The sequence below is a fragment of the Stenotrophomonas sp. 704A1 genome (genome assembly GCF_030549525.1).
Taxonomy (GTDB): Bacteria; Pseudomonadota; Gammaproteobacteria; order Xanthomonadales; family Xanthomonadaceae; genus Stenotrophomonas; species Stenotrophomonas tuberculopleuritidis.
This window is the reverse complement of sequence record NZ_CP130831.1, coordinates 1,113,616-1,128,692: the sequence shown is the minus strand read 5'-3', so window position 1 is coordinate 1,128,692 and position 15,077 is coordinate 1,113,616. Positions and strand designations below refer to the sequence as shown.

19 protein-coding genes are annotated in these 15,077 nt (G+C 67.9%); 16 read left to right on the top strand and 3 right to left on the bottom strand.

Features of this window, described 5'->3' with window-relative positions:
* Nucleotides 1-5 precede the first annotated feature (5 nt).
* From Q5Z10_RS05190 to Q5Z10_RS05180, 3 genes are read right to left on the bottom strand one after another with little or no spacing between them, the layout of a single operon-like run.
* Nucleotides 6-320, bottom strand: a complete 315-nt coding sequence (locus tag Q5Z10_RS05190; RefSeq protein ID WP_303638197.1) for an EF-hand domain-containing protein — start codon at nucleotides 318-320, stop codon at nucleotides 6-8.
* Nucleotides 317-1,588, bottom strand: a complete 1,272-nt coding sequence (gene murA / locus Q5Z10_RS05185) for a UDP-N-acetylglucosamine 1-carboxyvinyltransferase (protein ID WP_303638196.1) — start codon at nucleotides 1,586-1,588, stop codon at nucleotides 317-319. Before murA ends, Q5Z10_RS05190 begins: the two co-directional genes overlap by 4 nt.
* A gap of 21 nt (nucleotides 1,589-1,609) precedes the next feature.
* Nucleotides 1,610-1,840, bottom strand: a complete 231-nt coding sequence (locus Q5Z10_RS05180; RefSeq protein WP_303638195.1) for a BolA family protein — start codon at nucleotides 1,838-1,840, stop codon at nucleotides 1,610-1,612.
* A 54-nt stretch (nucleotides 1,841-1,894) separates the two neighbouring features.
* On the opposite strand from Q5Z10_RS05180, the gene Q5Z10_RS05175 reads away from it, so the two are divergent.
* From Q5Z10_RS05175 to Q5Z10_RS05100, 16 genes are all read left to right on the top strand, one after another.
* On the top strand, nucleotides 1,895-2,896 hold the full coding sequence (locus Q5Z10_RS05175; RefSeq protein WP_303638194.1) for a KpsF/GutQ family sugar-phosphate isomerase: 1,002 nt from the start codon (nucleotides 1,895-1,897) through the stop codon (nucleotides 2,894-2,896).
* Nucleotides 2,897-2,960: 64 nt separating this feature from the next.
* The gene (locus Q5Z10_RS05170; RefSeq protein ID WP_303638193.1) at nucleotides 2,961-3,509 is read left to right on the top strand and encodes a KdsC family phosphatase; all 549 of its coding nucleotides are present in this window, start codon (nucleotides 2,961-2,963) and stop codon (nucleotides 3,507-3,509) included.
* Nucleotides 3,506-4,081 carry an LPS export ABC transporter periplasmic protein LptC gene (lptC, locus tag Q5Z10_RS05165; RefSeq protein ID WP_303638192.1) on the top strand — a complete coding sequence of 192 codons (576 nt, stop codon included), beginning with the start codon at nucleotides 3,506-3,508 and terminating at the stop codon, nucleotides 4,079-4,081. The genes Q5Z10_RS05170 and lptC overlap by 4 nt, the downstream gene beginning before the upstream one ends.
* Before the next feature lie 104 nt (nucleotides 4,082-4,185).
* Complete coding sequence (gene lptA, locus Q5Z10_RS05160) at nucleotides 4,186-4,704, top strand: lipopolysaccharide transport periplasmic protein LptA (protein ID WP_303638191.1); 519 nt, start codon at nucleotides 4,186-4,188, stop codon at nucleotides 4,702-4,704.
* Nucleotides 4,704-5,423 carry an LPS export ABC transporter ATP-binding protein gene (gene lptB, locus Q5Z10_RS05155; protein ID WP_303638190.1) on the top strand — a complete coding sequence of 240 codons (720 nt, stop codon included), beginning with the start codon at nucleotides 4,704-4,706 and terminating at the stop codon, nucleotides 5,421-5,423. The genes lptA and lptB overlap by 1 nt, the downstream gene beginning before the upstream one ends.
* A gap of 40 nt (nucleotides 5,424-5,463) precedes the next feature.
* Nucleotides 5,464-6,894, top strand: a complete 1,431-nt coding sequence (locus Q5Z10_RS05150; protein ID WP_303638189.1) for an RNA polymerase factor sigma-54 — start codon at nucleotides 5,464-5,466, stop codon at nucleotides 6,892-6,894.
* Between the two features lie 58 nt (nucleotides 6,895-6,952).
* Complete coding sequence (gene hpf / locus Q5Z10_RS05145) at nucleotides 6,953-7,270, top strand: ribosome hibernation-promoting factor, HPF/YfiA family (RefSeq protein WP_303638188.1); 318 nt, start codon at nucleotides 6,953-6,955, stop codon at nucleotides 7,268-7,270.
* Between the two features lie 21 nt (nucleotides 7,271-7,291).
* Nucleotides 7,292-7,744 carry a PTS sugar transporter subunit IIA gene (locus tag Q5Z10_RS05140; protein ID WP_303638187.1) on the top strand — a complete coding sequence of 151 codons (453 nt, stop codon included), beginning with the start codon at nucleotides 7,292-7,294 and terminating at the stop codon, nucleotides 7,742-7,744.
* Nucleotides 7,741-8,691 (top strand): HPr(Ser) kinase/phosphatase, encoded by a 951-nt coding sequence (hprK, locus tag Q5Z10_RS05135; protein WP_005408388.1) that lies wholly within the window; start codon nucleotides 7,741-7,743, stop codon nucleotides 8,689-8,691. The genes Q5Z10_RS05140 and hprK overlap by 4 nt, the downstream gene beginning before the upstream one ends.
* A 28-nt stretch (nucleotides 8,692-8,719) precedes the next feature.
* A complete protein-coding gene (gene rapZ, locus Q5Z10_RS05130; protein ID WP_303638186.1) occupies nucleotides 8,720-9,604 on the top strand; it encodes an RNase adapter RapZ in 885 nt (294 codons plus the stop codon).
* Nucleotides 9,605-9,895: 291 nt separating this feature from the next.
* Entirely contained in the window at nucleotides 9,896-10,288 is a 393-nt protein-coding gene (locus Q5Z10_RS05125) for a PTS sugar transporter subunit IIA (RefSeq protein WP_303638185.1), read from the top strand.
* The gene (locus tag Q5Z10_RS05120) at nucleotides 10,281-10,550 is read left to right on the top strand and encodes an HPr family phosphocarrier protein (protein WP_303638184.1); all 270 of its coding nucleotides are present in this window, start codon (nucleotides 10,281-10,283) and stop codon (nucleotides 10,548-10,550) included. Before Q5Z10_RS05125 ends, Q5Z10_RS05120 begins: the two co-directional genes overlap by 8 nt.
* A 2-nt stretch (nucleotides 10,551-10,552) precedes the next feature.
* The gene (gene ptsP, locus Q5Z10_RS05115) at nucleotides 10,553-12,322 is read left to right on the top strand and encodes a phosphoenolpyruvate--protein phosphotransferase (RefSeq protein ID WP_303638183.1); all 1,770 of its coding nucleotides are present in this window, start codon (nucleotides 10,553-10,555) and stop codon (nucleotides 12,320-12,322) included.
* A 138-nt stretch (nucleotides 12,323-12,460) separates the two neighbouring features.
* Nucleotides 12,461-13,822 carry a magnesium transporter gene (gene mgtE, locus Q5Z10_RS05110; RefSeq protein ID WP_303638182.1) on the top strand — a complete coding sequence of 454 codons (1,362 nt, stop codon included), beginning with the start codon at nucleotides 12,461-12,463 and terminating at the stop codon, nucleotides 13,820-13,822.
* Nucleotides 13,823-13,833: 11 nt separating this feature from the next.
* Nucleotides 13,834-14,100, top strand: coding sequence for a hypothetical protein (locus tag Q5Z10_RS05105; RefSeq protein WP_303638181.1), 267 nt, complete (start codon nucleotides 13,834-13,836; stop codon nucleotides 14,098-14,100).
* A 70-nt stretch (nucleotides 14,101-14,170) separates the two neighbouring features.
* A complete protein-coding gene (locus Q5Z10_RS05100) occupies nucleotides 14,171-14,965 on the top strand; it encodes a carboxylesterase family protein (protein WP_303638180.1) in 795 nt (264 codons plus the stop codon).
* Nucleotides 14,966-15,077: the final 112 nt, after the last annotated feature.

The following is a 15,077-nucleotide window of genomic DNA, read 5'->3' as shown; positions in this document are numbered from 1 at the left end:
TTCTGTTATTTCTTCGCTTCTTCGGCCGGCTTGAACTCGGTGCGGCAGTCCACCCGGATCTGCTCGCCGGTGGCACGACGGACGAAGGTGCGGCAATGCCGGTTGCCGTCCTGGCTGTCGTTGACCGCCACGGCATAGAACGACTGGATGATCTCGTCACGGGTGACCGTGCCGTCGCCGTTCCAGTCCATGTCCTTCTGCTCGATGCCCTGGGTAATGGCGATGTTGGCGTACCAGGCATAGCCCAGCCACGCCAGCACGATCAGCACCAGCACCAGCAGCGCCTTGCGGCGGCGGCTGAACCTGCCGCGCAGGATCATGGCACGCGCCGGATGGTGGCGCCGAGCGAAGACAGCTTCTCTTCGATGTTCTCGTAGCCACGGTCGAGGTGGTAGATGCGGTCGATGGTGGTGTCGCCATCAGCCATCAGGCCGGCCAGGATCAGCGACGCCGATGCGCGCAGATCAGTGGCCATCACCGGCGCACCGCTCAGGCGTTCGTGGCCGCGGACAATGGCGGTGTGGCCTTCCACCTGGATGTCCGCACCGAGCCGCAGCAGCTCGTTGACGTGCATGAAACGGTTCTCGAAGATCGTTTCATTGATCACGCCCACGCCGTCGGCCACGCAGTTGAGCGCCATGAACTGCGCCTGCATGTCGGTGGGGAACGCCGGGTACGGCGCGGTGGTCAGGTTGACCGCCTTCGGCCGCTTGCCCTGCATGTCCAGGGTGATGCTGTCGTCGGTGGTCTGGATGCTGGCGCCGGCTTCGATCAGCTTGGACAGCACCGCGTCCATCGTGTTCGGGCGCGCACGGTTGACGGTGACCTTGCCGCCGGTCATCGCCGCGGCCACCAGGAAGGTGCCGGTCTCGATGCGGTCGGGCAGCACTTCGTGGCGGCCACCGGACAGGCGCTCGACACCTTCGATCACCAGGCGGGCGGTGCCCAGGCCTTCGATCTTCGCGCCCAGCGCGATCAGGCAATGCGCCAGATCGGTCACTTCCGGTTCCATCGCGCAGTTGTCGAGGATGGTGGTGCCTTCAGCCAGCACCGCACCCATCAGCACGTTCTCGGTGCCGGTGACGCTGACCATGTCGAAGGTGAAATGACCGCCCTTCAGACGCTTGGCGGTGGCCTTGATGAAGCCGTTCTCGACCACGATCTCGGCCCCCAGCGCCTGCAGGCCCTTGATGTGCTGGTCCACCGGGCGCGAACCGATCGCGCAGCCGCCGGGCAGCGACACTTCGGCCGCGCCAAAGCGGGCCAGCAGCGGGCCCAGCACCAGGATCGAGGCACGCATGGTCTTGACCAGCTCATACGGCGCCACATGCTGGTTCACCGGGCGCGGGTCGACCACGATCGCGCTGCCGCGCGACAGAGTGCCCTGATCGATGGTGACCTTGGCGCCCAGTTCGCCCAGCAGCTTCACCGTGGTCACCACGTCGTGCAGGTGCGGCACGTTGGTGATCTCCACCGGCGCATCGGCCAGCAGGGTCGCGCAGAGGATGGGGAGGACGGCGTTCTTGGCGCCGGAGATGCTCACTTCACCGTGCAGCGCAGTGCCGCCGGTCACAACGATCTTGGCCATGTATTGGGGATCTTCTGCGGTTCAGCCGGCTTCGGCCGGGGTCACGGTTTTCAGCGCCAGCGCGTGGATCGCGCCGCCCATCAGGTCACCCAGCGTGGCATACACCATGCGGTGGCGGGCCAGCGGCAGCTTGCCGGCAAAGGCCTCGCTGACCACGGTCGCTTCGAAATGCACGCCATCGTCACCCTGCACATGGGCGCGGGCGCCGGGCAGGCCGGTTTCGATCAGATTGCGGATGGTGTCGGCGTCCAACGGGCTTTCCTAATAAAATGTGCGTCCATTCTACTTCCGCTGCGTGGCGTCCGCATGGCCGAATCCCTGTTGCCCCCCCGTTCCGTCGACCCTGCCGCCCTGGTCGCCAGCGGCCGCCGTGTGTTCGAGATCGAGCGGCAGGCGCTGGATGCCGTGGCCGACCGCCTCGGCGATGCCTTCCAGCGCGCCTGCCAGGCGATCCTGGGCAGCCGCGGCCGGGTGGTTGCCACCGGCATGGGCAAGTCCGGTCATATCGCGCGCAAGATCGCCGCCACCCTGGCCTCCACCGGCACCCCCGCGTTCTACGTGCACCCCGGCGAGGCCGGCCACGGCGACCTGGGCATGATCACCGAGGATGACGTGGTGCTGGCGCTGTCCTATTCGGGTGAATCGGACGAAGTGCTGATGCTGCTGCCGGTGCTCAAGCGCCAGGGCAACATCCTGATCGCCATGACCGGCCGCCCGCAGTCCAGCCTGGCCAGCGCCGCCGACATGCACCTGGATGTGAGCGTGCCGGCCGAAGCCTGCCCGCTGGCGCTGGCGCCGACCTCCAGCACCACCGCCTCGCTGGCGATGGGCGACGCGCTGGCCGTGGCCCTGCTCGACGCCCGCGGCTTCACCGCCGACGATTTCGCCCGCTCGCACCCGGCCGGCAGCCTCGGCCGCCGCCTGCTGCTGCACATCACCGATGTCATGCACAGCGGCGAGGAACTGCCGCGGGTCGACGCCGATGCCACCCTCAGCGAGGCGCTGATGGAGATGAGCCGCAAGCGCCTGGGCATGACCGCCGTGGTCGATGCGCAGGGCGTGCTGATCGGCCTGTTCACCGACGGCGACCTGCGCCGCGCGCTGGATACCGACCTGGACGTGCGCACCGCGAAGATCGCCGAGGTGATGACCCGGCAGCCGCGCACGATCGGTGCCGACCAGCTGGCGGTGGAGGCGGCCCGGCTGATGGAGACCCACAAGATCACCGGCCTGATCGTGGTCGATGACCAGGGCCGCGCGGTGGGCGCGCTGAACATTCATGACCTGTTGCGGGCCCGGGTGGTTTAACCGACAGTCCGTAGACCCCATTCAGTCTGTACGCTTTCCCGCAACGATCGAGTCCGATGCCCTGATGCCCTGGTCCCCCCTGCCCGCCTTCCCTGCCCACCTGCACGCCGCCGCGGCCCGCGTCCGCCTGGCCTGCTTCGACGTGGACGGCACCCTCACCGACGGTCGGCTGTACTACGACAAGGACGGCAACGAGAGCAAGGCGTACTTCGTGCAGGATGGTCTGGGCCTGAAACTGCTGCAGCAGCACGGCATCCACCCCGTGCTGATCACCGCGCGCAACAGCCAGTCCGCGCTCAAGCGCGGCGCCGACCTCGGCATCGATACCCAGATCGCCGTGGGCGACAAGCTGGCCAGCGTGCAGGCGCTGTGCGCGCAGCATGGCATCGGCCTGGACCAGGTCGCCTTCATGGGCGATGACCTGCCGGACCTGGCGCCGCTGGGTGCGGTCGGCCTGGCGGTGGCCCCGGCCAATGCCCACCCGTGGATTGCCGAACGCGTGCAATGGATCACCCGTGCCGACGGCGGCCGCGGTGCCGCCCGCGAGCTGTGCGATGTGCTGCTGGCCGCGCAGGGGCGCGTGGATGCGGTGCTGGCGAGGTTCGGCGCATGAACGCCCCGTCGCTGAACTGGCGCGCGATCCTCGGCGTCGGCCTGCTGCTGGCGGCCCTGCTGAGCAGCTGGGCGGCACTGCGCAACCGCGACAAGGCGCCTGCCGTCGAAGGCCAGGACGCTGGCGTGGATTACATCCTGCACGACTTCCAGATCGTGGCGCTGGACGAGCACGGCAAGGAATCCACCACCCTGCGGGCGCCGTTGCTGGAACGCCAGCGCGGCGACCAGACCCTCAACATCACCACCCCGGTGTTTGAAATGCCGGACAAGGATGGCCAGCACTGGACCCTGCGCGCCGAGACCGGCTGGCTCAGCGCCAAGGGCGACGAGATGAAGCTGCGCGGCAATGTCGCCGGCGACAGCCCGGCCGGTCCGGGCGTGGCACCGACCACCTTCCGTACCGACCACCTGGACGTGTTCCCGAAGGACAACCGCGCCCGCACCGACGCCCGGGTGACCATGACCCGCCCGGGCATGGAACAGTCCGGCGTCGGGTTCGAAGTGGATTCGAAGAACAACACGTATCATTTCCTCAGCCAGTCCAAGGGCCGTTACACGCCCAGGCGCTGACCCCGCCGCCCACCCGCGACGTCCCAGGACAGGCGCGGGCGGACGGCCCCCACCCGCGTCCCCCGGTCGAACCGGCGGGACCTCCACCGCTAGAACGGACCTCCATGAAGATTCCCTTTGCAGCCCTGCTCGCGCTCAGTCTTCTTGTCCCGGCCGTCGGCTTCGCCAAGTCGACCGACCGCAATGAAGCCATGAACATCGATTCCGGTGCGCAGTCCGGCACCCTGACCGGCGACGGCAAGACCGTGCTTTCCGGCGGCGTGATCATCACCCAGGGCACGCTCGACCTGCGTTCGTCCGAAGCCGAGATCTACCTGAAGGGGGGTGAGGCCGTGCGTGCGGTGTTCACCGGCAAGCAGGCCAAGATGAAGCAGCAGCTGGACGATGGCACCTGGATGGATGCGGTGGCCGACCGGATCGACTACGACATCACCACCGAGATCATCACCCTGACCGGCAACTACAAGGTCACCAGCGCGCGCGGCACCAATGCGGGCCAGCGCATGGTCTACAACACCCGCAGCGGCGAGATGAACTCCGGCGGCGACGGCAGCCGCGTGCGTACCGTCATTCCGCCGAAGAACAAGACGCCGGCCGCCGCTCCGTCGGGAGGCAAGAAGTAATGCTCGTCGCCACTGGCCTGCGCAAGCGGTACAAGCAGCGCGAAGTCGTCAAGGACTTCGGGCTGACCCTGGATGCCGGCGAGGTGGTCGGCCTGCTCGGTCCCAACGGCGCCGGCAAGACCACCTGCTTCTACATGATCGTCGGCCTGGTCGGCGCCGATGCCGGCAGCATCGTGCTTGACGGCAAGGACATCACCGGCGACCCGATGTACACCCGTGCCAAGCAGGGCGTGGGCTACCTGCCGCAGGAACCGTCCGTATTCCGCAAGCTGACCGTGGCCGACAACCTGCGCCTGGTGCTGGAACTGCGCGAGGATCTGGATTCGGCCGGCCGCGAGCGCGAATTGAACAGCCTGCTTGACGAGCTGCAGCTGGGCCACGTGTCCGAACAGCTCGGCGCCAGCCTGTCCGGCGGCGAGCGGCGGCGCTGCGAGATCGCCCGCGCGCTGGCGGCCAGGCCGCGCCTGATCCTGCTCGACGAACCGTTCGCCGGCGTCGACCCGATCTCGGTCGGCGAGATCCAGCGCATCGTCACCCATCTCAAGCAGCGTGGCATCGGCGTGCTGATCACCGACCACAATGTGCGCGAAACCTTGGGAATCTGCGACCGCGCGTATATCCTCGCCGAGGGCACCGTGCTGGCCCAGGGTTCGCCCGAGGCGATCCTGGACAACGCCGACGTACGCCGCGTCTACCTTGGGGACTCCTTCAAGCTGTGACCGCGGCCGCCGGGCCCTCTCCCTTCCGTTCGGCACAGGCATGAAGACTCGGCTGCAGACATCGTTGGGACAGCAGCTGGTGCTTACGCCCCAGCTGCAGCAGGCCATCAAGCTGCTGCAGATGTCCACGACCGAACTGGAGCTGGAAATCGCCCAGGCGGTGGAGAGCAACCCGCTGCTGGACTGGGCCGAAAGCGGTGACGACAGCAGTGCGGCGGGCAGCGATGCCGCCGACGGCAACGACAACGACACGCCCCCGGACAGCGCCGAACCCGCTGGCGATGACTGGGCACCGGCCGAGCTCGACTGGAGCAGTGCCGGCAGCGGCGGCAGTTTCGACGATGATGACGACAACGGCAGTGCGGCCGAGCGCGTTGCCGAAACCGAGACGCTGGCCGATCACCTGCTCTGGCAGCTGCACCTGACCCACCTGTCCAGGCGCGACCGCAGCATCGGCGCCGCGCTGATCGATGCGCTCGACGAAGACGGCTACCTGCGCGAGCCGCTGAGCACCGTCGCCGAAGCGCTGCTGCCGGCCATCCATGCCGGCGAAGATGAAATCCTGACCGTGCTGCACCAGATCCAGCGCTTTGATCCGGTGGGCGTGGCCGCACGCAGCCTCGGCGAATGCCTGCAGCTGCAGCTGGACGTGCTTGACGCGGATACCCCGTGCCTGGCGCTGGCCCGGCAGGTGGCCGCCGGCCCGCTGGAGCAGCTGCCACGCACCGGCGTGGCCGGCCTGGCCCAGCAGCTGAAGCAGCCGTTGGCCGACGTCGAGACCGCAGTCGCCCTGCTGCGCTCGCTGGATCCGCGGCCCGGTACCCAGATCGCGCCGCTGGCCCAGGACACCTACGTGGTGCCCGACGTGGTGGTCTGGCGGCAGAACGGCGTCTGGCGCGCCGCGCTGGCCGCACATGCCGGGCCGAAGCTGGTGATCCACCGCGGCTACGAACAGATGATCCGCCGCTGCGGCGATGCCGACGCCGGCTACCTGCGTGGCCAGCTGCAGGAGGCGCGCTGGCTGCTGAAGGGCCTGCAGGCCCGCGGCGAGACCCTGCTGCGCGTGGTCCGCAGCCTGATCCAGCAGCAGGCCGGCTTCCTTGAATTCGGCGAGCAGGCACTGCGCCCGCTCACCCTGCGCGAGATCGCCAGCGAGCTGGGCCTGCACGAATCCACCGTATCGCGCGCGATCGCCCGCAAGCATGTGCGTACGCCGCGCGGCACCCTGCCGCTGCGTGCCTTCTTTGCCTCGGGCATCGATACCGAGGGCGGCGGCGAGGCCTCCAGCACCGCCATCCAGGCCATGATCCGGCGCCTGATCGATGATGAAAACCCACGCAAGCCGCTTTCTGACGCCAAGCTGGCTGACCTGCTCAAGACGTCGGGAATTCCAGTAGCGCGGCGCACCGTGGCGAAGTATCGTGAGGCCATGAACATCTCCGCCTCGCACGAAAGAGTCAGAATCGCTTGACGCGCCGCCGCGCCCGGCGGAGAGGTTCATTGGCACATCCGATCAAAGGAGAAACCCGATGCGCATCGAAACGTTTGGCAAAGATGTCGAAGTCACCCCGGCCCTGCAGTCCTATGTAGAGGAGAAGCTGGCCCGGATCGGCAAACACTTCGACCAGCACTGCGAAGCGCGGGTGACCCTCAAACTGCAGAAGACCGAACACCACGTCGACGCCAGCCTCAACATTCCCGGCCAGACCCTGCACGCCGAGGCCGGCGGCCAGACCATGTATGCCGCGATCGACATTCTTGCGGACAAGCTTGACCGGCTGGTGATCAAGCACAAGGAGAAAAAACAGCAGCACGCACCGCTGCCGGTGGGCGACAATGGTGGCTGATCGCCACCGTTCCCCGCAGACATGCCCCTGACTGACCTCCTGGCGGCCGTGCAGACCCAGCTCTGCACGGCCACCGACCGCGACAGCGTCCTGCGGGCCGCCGCCGGGTTGCTGGCCTGCCGCCAGGCCAACGCCGAACAGATCTATCTCAACCTGTGCCAGCGTGAAGCGCTGGGCAGTACCGCGATCGGCTACGGCATCGCCATTCCGCATGGCCGTGCACCGGCGCTGGATCGCCCCCGCGGTGCGCTGCTGCGCCTGCAGACGCCGGTTGATTTCGGCGGCGAGGAACCCGTGGACCTGGTGTTCGCGATGGCGGTTCCCGCCCATTACACCCACCAGCACCTGATGCTGCTGTCCGAACTGGCCGAACTGTTCTCCGCCCCGTGCATCCGCCAGGCGCTGCGCGAGGCCGGCGACGCGCGGGCCCTGCGCGAGGCCCTGGACCTGACCCCACCTGCGAGCGCCGCATGAATACCAGCATCACCGCCCGTGAACTGTTCGAACAGCAGCGCGAGCGGCTGGGACTGCGCTGGGCCGCAGGCAAATCCGGCGAGAAGCGCGAGCTGGAGGCCGGCAACACGGTATCGCGGCGACCGTCGCTGGCCGGTTACCTCAACGCGATCTACCCCAACAAGGTGCAGATCCTCGGTACCGAGGAACTGTCCTGGCTGGACGCGCTGGAACCGCGCCAGCGCTGGGAAACGATCGAGAAGATCATGCAGTCGCACCCGCTGGCGCTGGTGCTGACCCGCAACCAGGCCTGCCCGGAGGACCTGCGCGCGGCAGCCGACGAATCCGGAACGCCGCTGTGGCTGTCGCCCAAGCGTGGTCACGAACTGCTCAACCACCTGTCCTACCACCTGGCACGCACGCTGGCACCGCGGGTGATCCTGCATGGCGTGTTCATGGAGATCTACTCCATCGGCGTGCTGATCACCGGCGAAGCCGGTTCGGGCAAGAGCGAACTGGCGCTGGAGCTGCTCAGCCGCGGCCATCGCCTGGTGGCCGATGACGCTCCCGAATTCACCCAGATCGCGCCGGACGTGCTGGATGGCACCTGCCCGGAGCTGCTGCAGGACCTGCTGGAAGTGCGCGGCCTGGGCGTGCTCAACGTGCGCGAGATGTTTGGTGATACGGCGGTAAAGAAGAACAAGTACCTTCGGCTGATCGTGCACCTGACCAAACCGATGACCGAACCCACGCCGCACGGTTACGAGCGCCTGACCGGCGATTCCGGGACCCGCCACGTGCTGGACCTGGACGTGCCGCTGATCACCCTGCCGGTGATGCCCGGGCGCAACCTGGCCGTGTTGACCGAGGCGGCCACCCGCCTGCACATCCTGCGTACCAAGGGGATCGACCCGGCCGCGATGTTCATCGCCCGCCACAGCAATCTGCTGGAACGGCGGACCCCCTGACCTTTCCTGTCCTGCCAAGAGCCTGTCCATGAGCACCGTTGTTCCCACCGCCCCGACCCTGATCATCGTCAGCGGCCTGTCCGGCTCGGGTAAATCCGTCGCCCTGAAGACCTTCGAGGACCAGGACTACTACTGCTCGGACAACCTGCCGATCCAGCTGTTGCCGGAGTTCGTGCGCAATGTGCTCAGCCACCACGACGGCACCGCACCACGCCGGCTGGCGGTGGGCATCGATGTGCGCGGGCAGACCGACCTGGGCCAGCTGGGCAGCTGGCGCCAGCTGGCCGTCGACGCCGGGGTGGAGGTCAAGGTGCTGTACTTCGAGGCCAGCGATGAGACGATACTCAAGCGCTACGCCGACACCCGCCGCCGGCATCCGCTGAGCCAGCTCGGCCTGTCGCTGCCCGAAGCGATCGCCCGTGAGCGCGAGCTGATCGCACCGCTGCGCCGTGAAGCCGACGCGGTGATCGACAGCAGCACGCTCAACGTGCACCAGCTGCGGCGCCGGATCATCACCGAATTCACCCTGGACCACGCCACGCGGTTGTCGCTGCTGTTCGAATCGTTCGCCTACAAGCGCGGGGTGCCGGCCGAGGCCGATTTCGTGTTCGATGCCCGCGTGCTGCCCAACCCGCACTGGGATCCGGACCTGCGCGCGCTGAGCGGGCGCGAACCCGGCGTGCGCGACTACCTGGAAGCGCAGCCGGACGTGCAGCGCTACCTCGCCCAGGTGATGGAGTTCCTGGACACCTGGTTGCCCAAGCTCGGCGACGGCACCCGCAGCTACGTCACCGTGGCCTTTGGCTGCACCGGTGGCAAGCACCGTTCGGTGTATCTGGCCGAGCGGATCGCCCGCCATGCGCGCGAGCGGGGCTGGGAAGACGTGGCGACCTACCACCGCGAACAGGATTGAGGGCAGCCGGGCTGCGCCCGGCACCGGCCGGTAGTGCCGGCCGCTGGCCGGCAACAGCAACGCCAAAATCAAAAGCGGCATTCCGTGGGATGGCGGGGCGGTGTGGACCTTGATCGACACGGTGGATCCACACCATGCGTGGATGAATCTCTATCAGGCGTCGAAAAAACAGACAGGGTCGGATCCCTTTTCAACAGAAAAGCGCTCCGACCCGGGCAACGCTGAATACGGGACACAGTGCCCCTCTTCTGCTGCTATCGCCAATTCACCTTGACCTGTTAACGTGCAGTAATGACCTGTGGCATTCTCCTCGTAACACATCCCGGGGTCGGGGCCGCCCTGCTTGACGTGGCGACCCGGCTCCTGCGGCATTTGCCGCTGAAGACAGAAGCTTTCGAAGTACCGTTCGACGCAGACCTGGACGCCCTGCTCCCGCTTGCCTCGGCCGCGCTGCGGCGGGTCGACCAGGGGCATGGCGTGCTGATCCTGACCGACCTGTACGGCGCCAGCCCCGCCAACCTTGCCGGGCAGTTGGCCCGGCTGGGGACCCCGGTTCGCCGGGTGTCGGCGCTGAGCCTGCCGATGTTGCTGCGGGTGATGAATTATCCGGAACAGGGACTGGATCAACTGCCTGCCACTGCGGCGGCGGGCACCCGTAATGGAGCGATAGTCGACGATGCTTGAACGAGAACTCACCGTGAGCAACCGCCTGGGCCTGCACGCCCGGGCCACCGCCAAGCTGGTGCAGACCCTGGCGCCGTTCCGCTGCAACGTGACCATGGCCGCCAAGGGCCGTGAGATCAACGCCAAGAGCATCATGGGCGTGATGCTGCTGGCCGCCGGCCAGGGCACGCCGGTCACCATCCGCATCAACGGCGACGACGAAGCAGCGGCGATGGAAGCGGTAGTCGACCTGTTCGAGCGCCGCTTCGACGAGGACAGCTGAGGGTGCCGCGCGCGCGCGCCGGCCAGGCCCCCGACAGCCAGCGGCCGGTCCAGCTGCTGGCCGGCCACGGGGCTGCCCGTGGCTCTGCGATGGGCCGTGCCCGCGTGCGCCTGCCGCATGCCCTGGAGGTGGCCGAACAACGCGTGGCGGCCCACCAGATCGAGGCCGAACTGGCGCGCCTGCACCGCGCAGTGGACGCGGCACGCACGGAAATGCACGACCTTCGGCAGCGCCTGCATGGCGCGCTGAACCAGGAGGTGGGCGAGTTCCTCGACCTGCATGCGCTGCTGCTGGATGACCCGGAGCTGCTGTTCGGCCTGGACGAACTGATCCGCAGCGGCCCGTACAGCGCCAGCTACGCGCTGCGCCTGCAGCGCGACCGCCTGGCCAAGGTCTTCGATGGCATGGACGATGCCTACCTGAAAAGCCGCATGGACGACCTGGATCACGTCATCGGGCGCATCCACGCGTACCTGCAGCCCGAACGGCTGCCGGCGGTGAAGGGGCTGGCCGGGGAAATCCTGGTCTGCGACAACATCGCCCCTTCCGAACTGGCCCAGCTGCAGTCGCAGGGCGTGGTCGGGATCGTCACCGCGGCCGGCAGCGCGCTGTCGCACAGTGCGATCCTGGCGCGCAGCCTGCACCTGCCGCTGATCGTCAACGTTCCGCAGCTGCTGAGCCGGGTGAGCGATGGCGATGTCCTGATCGTCGATGGCGCCGACGGCAGCATCACCGTCAACCCCCAGGCCGACAACCTGCGCGACTACCGCGCACGGCTGAAGGAACACGCACGCGAACAGCGCGAACTGGGGCGCCTGCGCAGCAAGCCCAGCCGCACCCGCGACCAGGTCGACATCGCCCTGCTGGCCAACGCCGAGTCGCTGGAGGACGTGACCCAGGCCCATGCGCTGGGCGCACAGGGCCTGGGCCTGTACCGCACCGAATTCCTGTTCCTGCAGCGCAACGAGCTGCCCGACGAGGAAGAACAGTTCCAGACCTATCGCGATGCCGCGCTGGGCATGAGCGGCCGGCCGGTCACCATCCGCACCCTCGACCTGGGCGCGGACAAGGCCGACCGCACCGGCCTGACCCTCAGCAACGAGGACAACCCGGCGCTGGGCCTGCGCGGCGTGCGCCTGTCGCTGGCGCGGCCGAAGGTGGCCGACACCCAGCTGCGCGCCATCCTGCGGGCGTCGGCCTACGGCAAGCTACGCGTGCTGGTGCCGATGGTCAGCACCCGCGAGGAGCTGCTGGCGGTCCGCCGGCGCATGCTGAAACTGGGCGAGCAGTTGCGCGCCGAGGGCCACATCGTGGCCGAGCACGTACCGCTGGGTGCGATGATCGAGGTACCGGCCGCCGCGCTGGCACTGGAGAGCTTCATCGATCTGGTCGACTTCCTGTCGATCGGCACCAACGATCTGGTGCAGTACCTGCTGGCCGCCGACCGCAACAACGAAGCGTTGGGCGAACTGTATTCGCCGCTGCATCCGGCGGTGCTGCGGCTGCTGCAGCTGGTGATCGAGACCGGTGCACGCCATCGCATCCCGGTGGCGGTGTGTGGCGAGATCGCCGGCGACGCACGGATGACCCCGCTGCTGCTGGCGCTGGGCCTGACCGAGTTCAGCCTGCACCCGGGCACGCTGCTGGAGGTCCGCCGGGCCGTTCGCGACAGCGATCTGGCCACCCTGCGCGCACGCGCGCCGAAGCTGCTGGCTGCGCGCGACCGCCGCGCCATCGAGCGCTGGCTGGCACTGGTGGCCGACACGCCGTGATGGCCGCACCCAATGCCCGCCGGGCATGGCCCGGCGGCTATGCGCTGAAACATCCCCTTGCGATAATGACGCGCTGAACACCCCTGTTGCCGCATCCTTGCCAGGATCGCGGCTTTTCTTATCCCCGCGGGAGCTGCGATGGCTGAGGCTGTACGCCACGACAAGACTGCGCGCCAGTTGCGGATGCTGTCCGATGCACTGGACAGTGGTCGGCTGGGCCCGGTGCGCCGCCTGGTCAATACCCTGGCGCCGGCCGAGATCGGCAACCTGCTCGAATCGCTGCCCCCCGGCAAACGCGAGATCGTCTGGGGGCTGGTCGATCCGGAAGACGATGGCGAGGTGCTGGTCCACGTCGGTGACGACGTGCGCGAAAGCCTGCTCGCGGACATGGACCCGGACGAGATCATCGCCGCGGTCGAAGACCTGGACATCGACGATCTGGCCGACCTGGTCGAAGACCTGCCGGACACGGTCATCGACGAAGTCCTCAAGTCGATGGACCGCGAGAACCGCGAGCGCCTGGAGCAGGTGCTGTCCTACCCCGAGGACAGCGCCGGGCGCCTGATGAACCCGGACGTGGTGACCGTGCGTGCCGACGTCAATGTCGACGTCGTGCTGCGCTACCTGCGCCTGCGCGGCGAGCTGCCTGACCATACCGACCATCTGTTCGTGGTCAGCCGCCGCCACCAGTACCTGGGCCGGGTGTCGCTGGCATCGCTGGTCACCCATGAGGACACCACCCCGATCAACCGCCTGATCGACGATGAGCAGCCCGCCATCGACGTCGGCGAGAGCGACCAGGAAGTGGCACGGCAGTTCTCCGACCATGACTGGATCTCCGCGCCGGTCGTGGATGACAATAACATCCTGATCGGCCGCATCACCATCGATGACGTGGTCGACATCATCCGTGGCCAGGCCGAGCACCAGGCACTGGGCGCTGCCGGCCTGGACGAGGACGAAGACCTGTTCAGCCCGGTCTGGCGCGCCATGCGCCGCCGCCTGATGTGGTTGTCGGTGAACCTGTGCACGGCCTTCCTGGCGTCCAGCGTGGTCGGGCACTTCGAAGGCACCATCGACAAGCTGGTGGCGCTGGCGGTGCTGATGCCGATCGTCGCCGGGCTGGGTGGCAACGCCGGTACCCAGGTGCTGGCACTGATGGTGCGGGGCCTGGCCCTGGGCCAGGTCGGCGGCTCCAACGCGCGCACGCTGCTGTGGAAGGAAGTGCGGGTAGCCCTGCTCAATGGCGTGGTGCTCGGTTCGGTGCTTGGCCTGATCGTGCTGGCGTGGTTCCATTCGCCGGGCCTGTCGGCGGTGATCGCCATCGCGCTGACCTTCAACCTGCTGTTTGCAGCGCTGGCCGGTGTGCTGGTGCCGCTGACATTGAAACGCTTCGGCTTCGACCCGGCCCTGGCCAGCGGCATCTTCCTGACCGCGGTGACCGACTCGATGGGCTTCTTCACCTTCCTCGGCCTGGCCACCATGGTCCTGCTGCACTGACCGGAACCGCGATGGCAACCACGATTGAAAACTACTTCCAGCCCGGCTGGCGTGACCAGCTGCATACCTGCGCCGCCTGCGAATGGAAAGGCAGCTCGCGGGCGATGGTGATGGAGCTGGACGAGGACGCCACCGAGTATGTCTGCCCGGTGTGCGAGAACCCGCTGCTGGTGGTGCTGCACCCGGACCTGGCGCAGGTGCAGGCCGCTGCCGCCGCGGGCAATGCCGAGGCACAGGAGCAGCTGGACATCATCGCCAGCGCCCCGCGCCCGGAGTGATGCGGCGCACGATGCCCGGCATGCCGGCCCGCACTACCATCGAGGCGAACCTGCCCCTCCGGGAACCACCATGCTTCGATCGCTGCTGCGCTGCCTGCCCTTGTTGGCCCTGCTGATGATGGGAGGATGCGCAAGCACCCCGCCCACCGCAGGCGGGCACTTCGAAGCGCGGGCGGTGAAAGTCGATGGGCAGACCGCCTACTACCAGGTTTTCATTCCGGCCGCCGCAGCGCGCGCGTCCGCGCCGCTGCCGGTCGTGCTGTTCCTGCATGGCTCCGGCGAGCGCGGTGCTGACGGCGTCCGACAGACCGGTTCGGGCCTGGGCCCCTACCTGCGTGCGCATCCCGACTTTCCCGCGCTGGCGGTGTTCCCGCAGGTGCCGGGCCACGAGGAATGGAGCGGCCGCAACAACCGCGTGGCCGTGGCGGCACTGGATGCCACCCTCGCCGAATTCGGCGCCGACCCGGCGCGGCAGTATCTGACCGGAATGTCGATGGGCGGCTATGGCAGCTGGAACATCGCCCTGGATGATCCGCAACGCTTCGCGGCGATCGTGCCGGTGTGCGGCGCGGTGCTGGCACCGCGCGCCGTACGCCCTACCCTGTTCGTGGAACAGGTGGCCAACGAAGCGGATCCCTACGCGGTGATCGCGCAGCGCCTTCGGCACACCCCGATCTGGATCTTCCACGGCGCACTGGACGACGTGGTGCCGCCGGATGACGACCGCAGGCTGCATGCCGCCTTCCAGGCCACGGGCGCGCGTGATGTGCGCTACACCGAATACCCCGAAGGCAATCACAACGCCTGGGACGCCACCTATGCCGACCCGGCGATGTGGGCCTGGCTGTTCGCGCAGAAGCGCTGAGCCACGACGACCGGCGGGAACCATCTGTTGGTGGATGCCGGTGGGTGCCGACCGGCGCTGTGCCGACCAGCGCTCGGCACCACCCGGCAGCCCAAGGTGAAATCCGCACCGT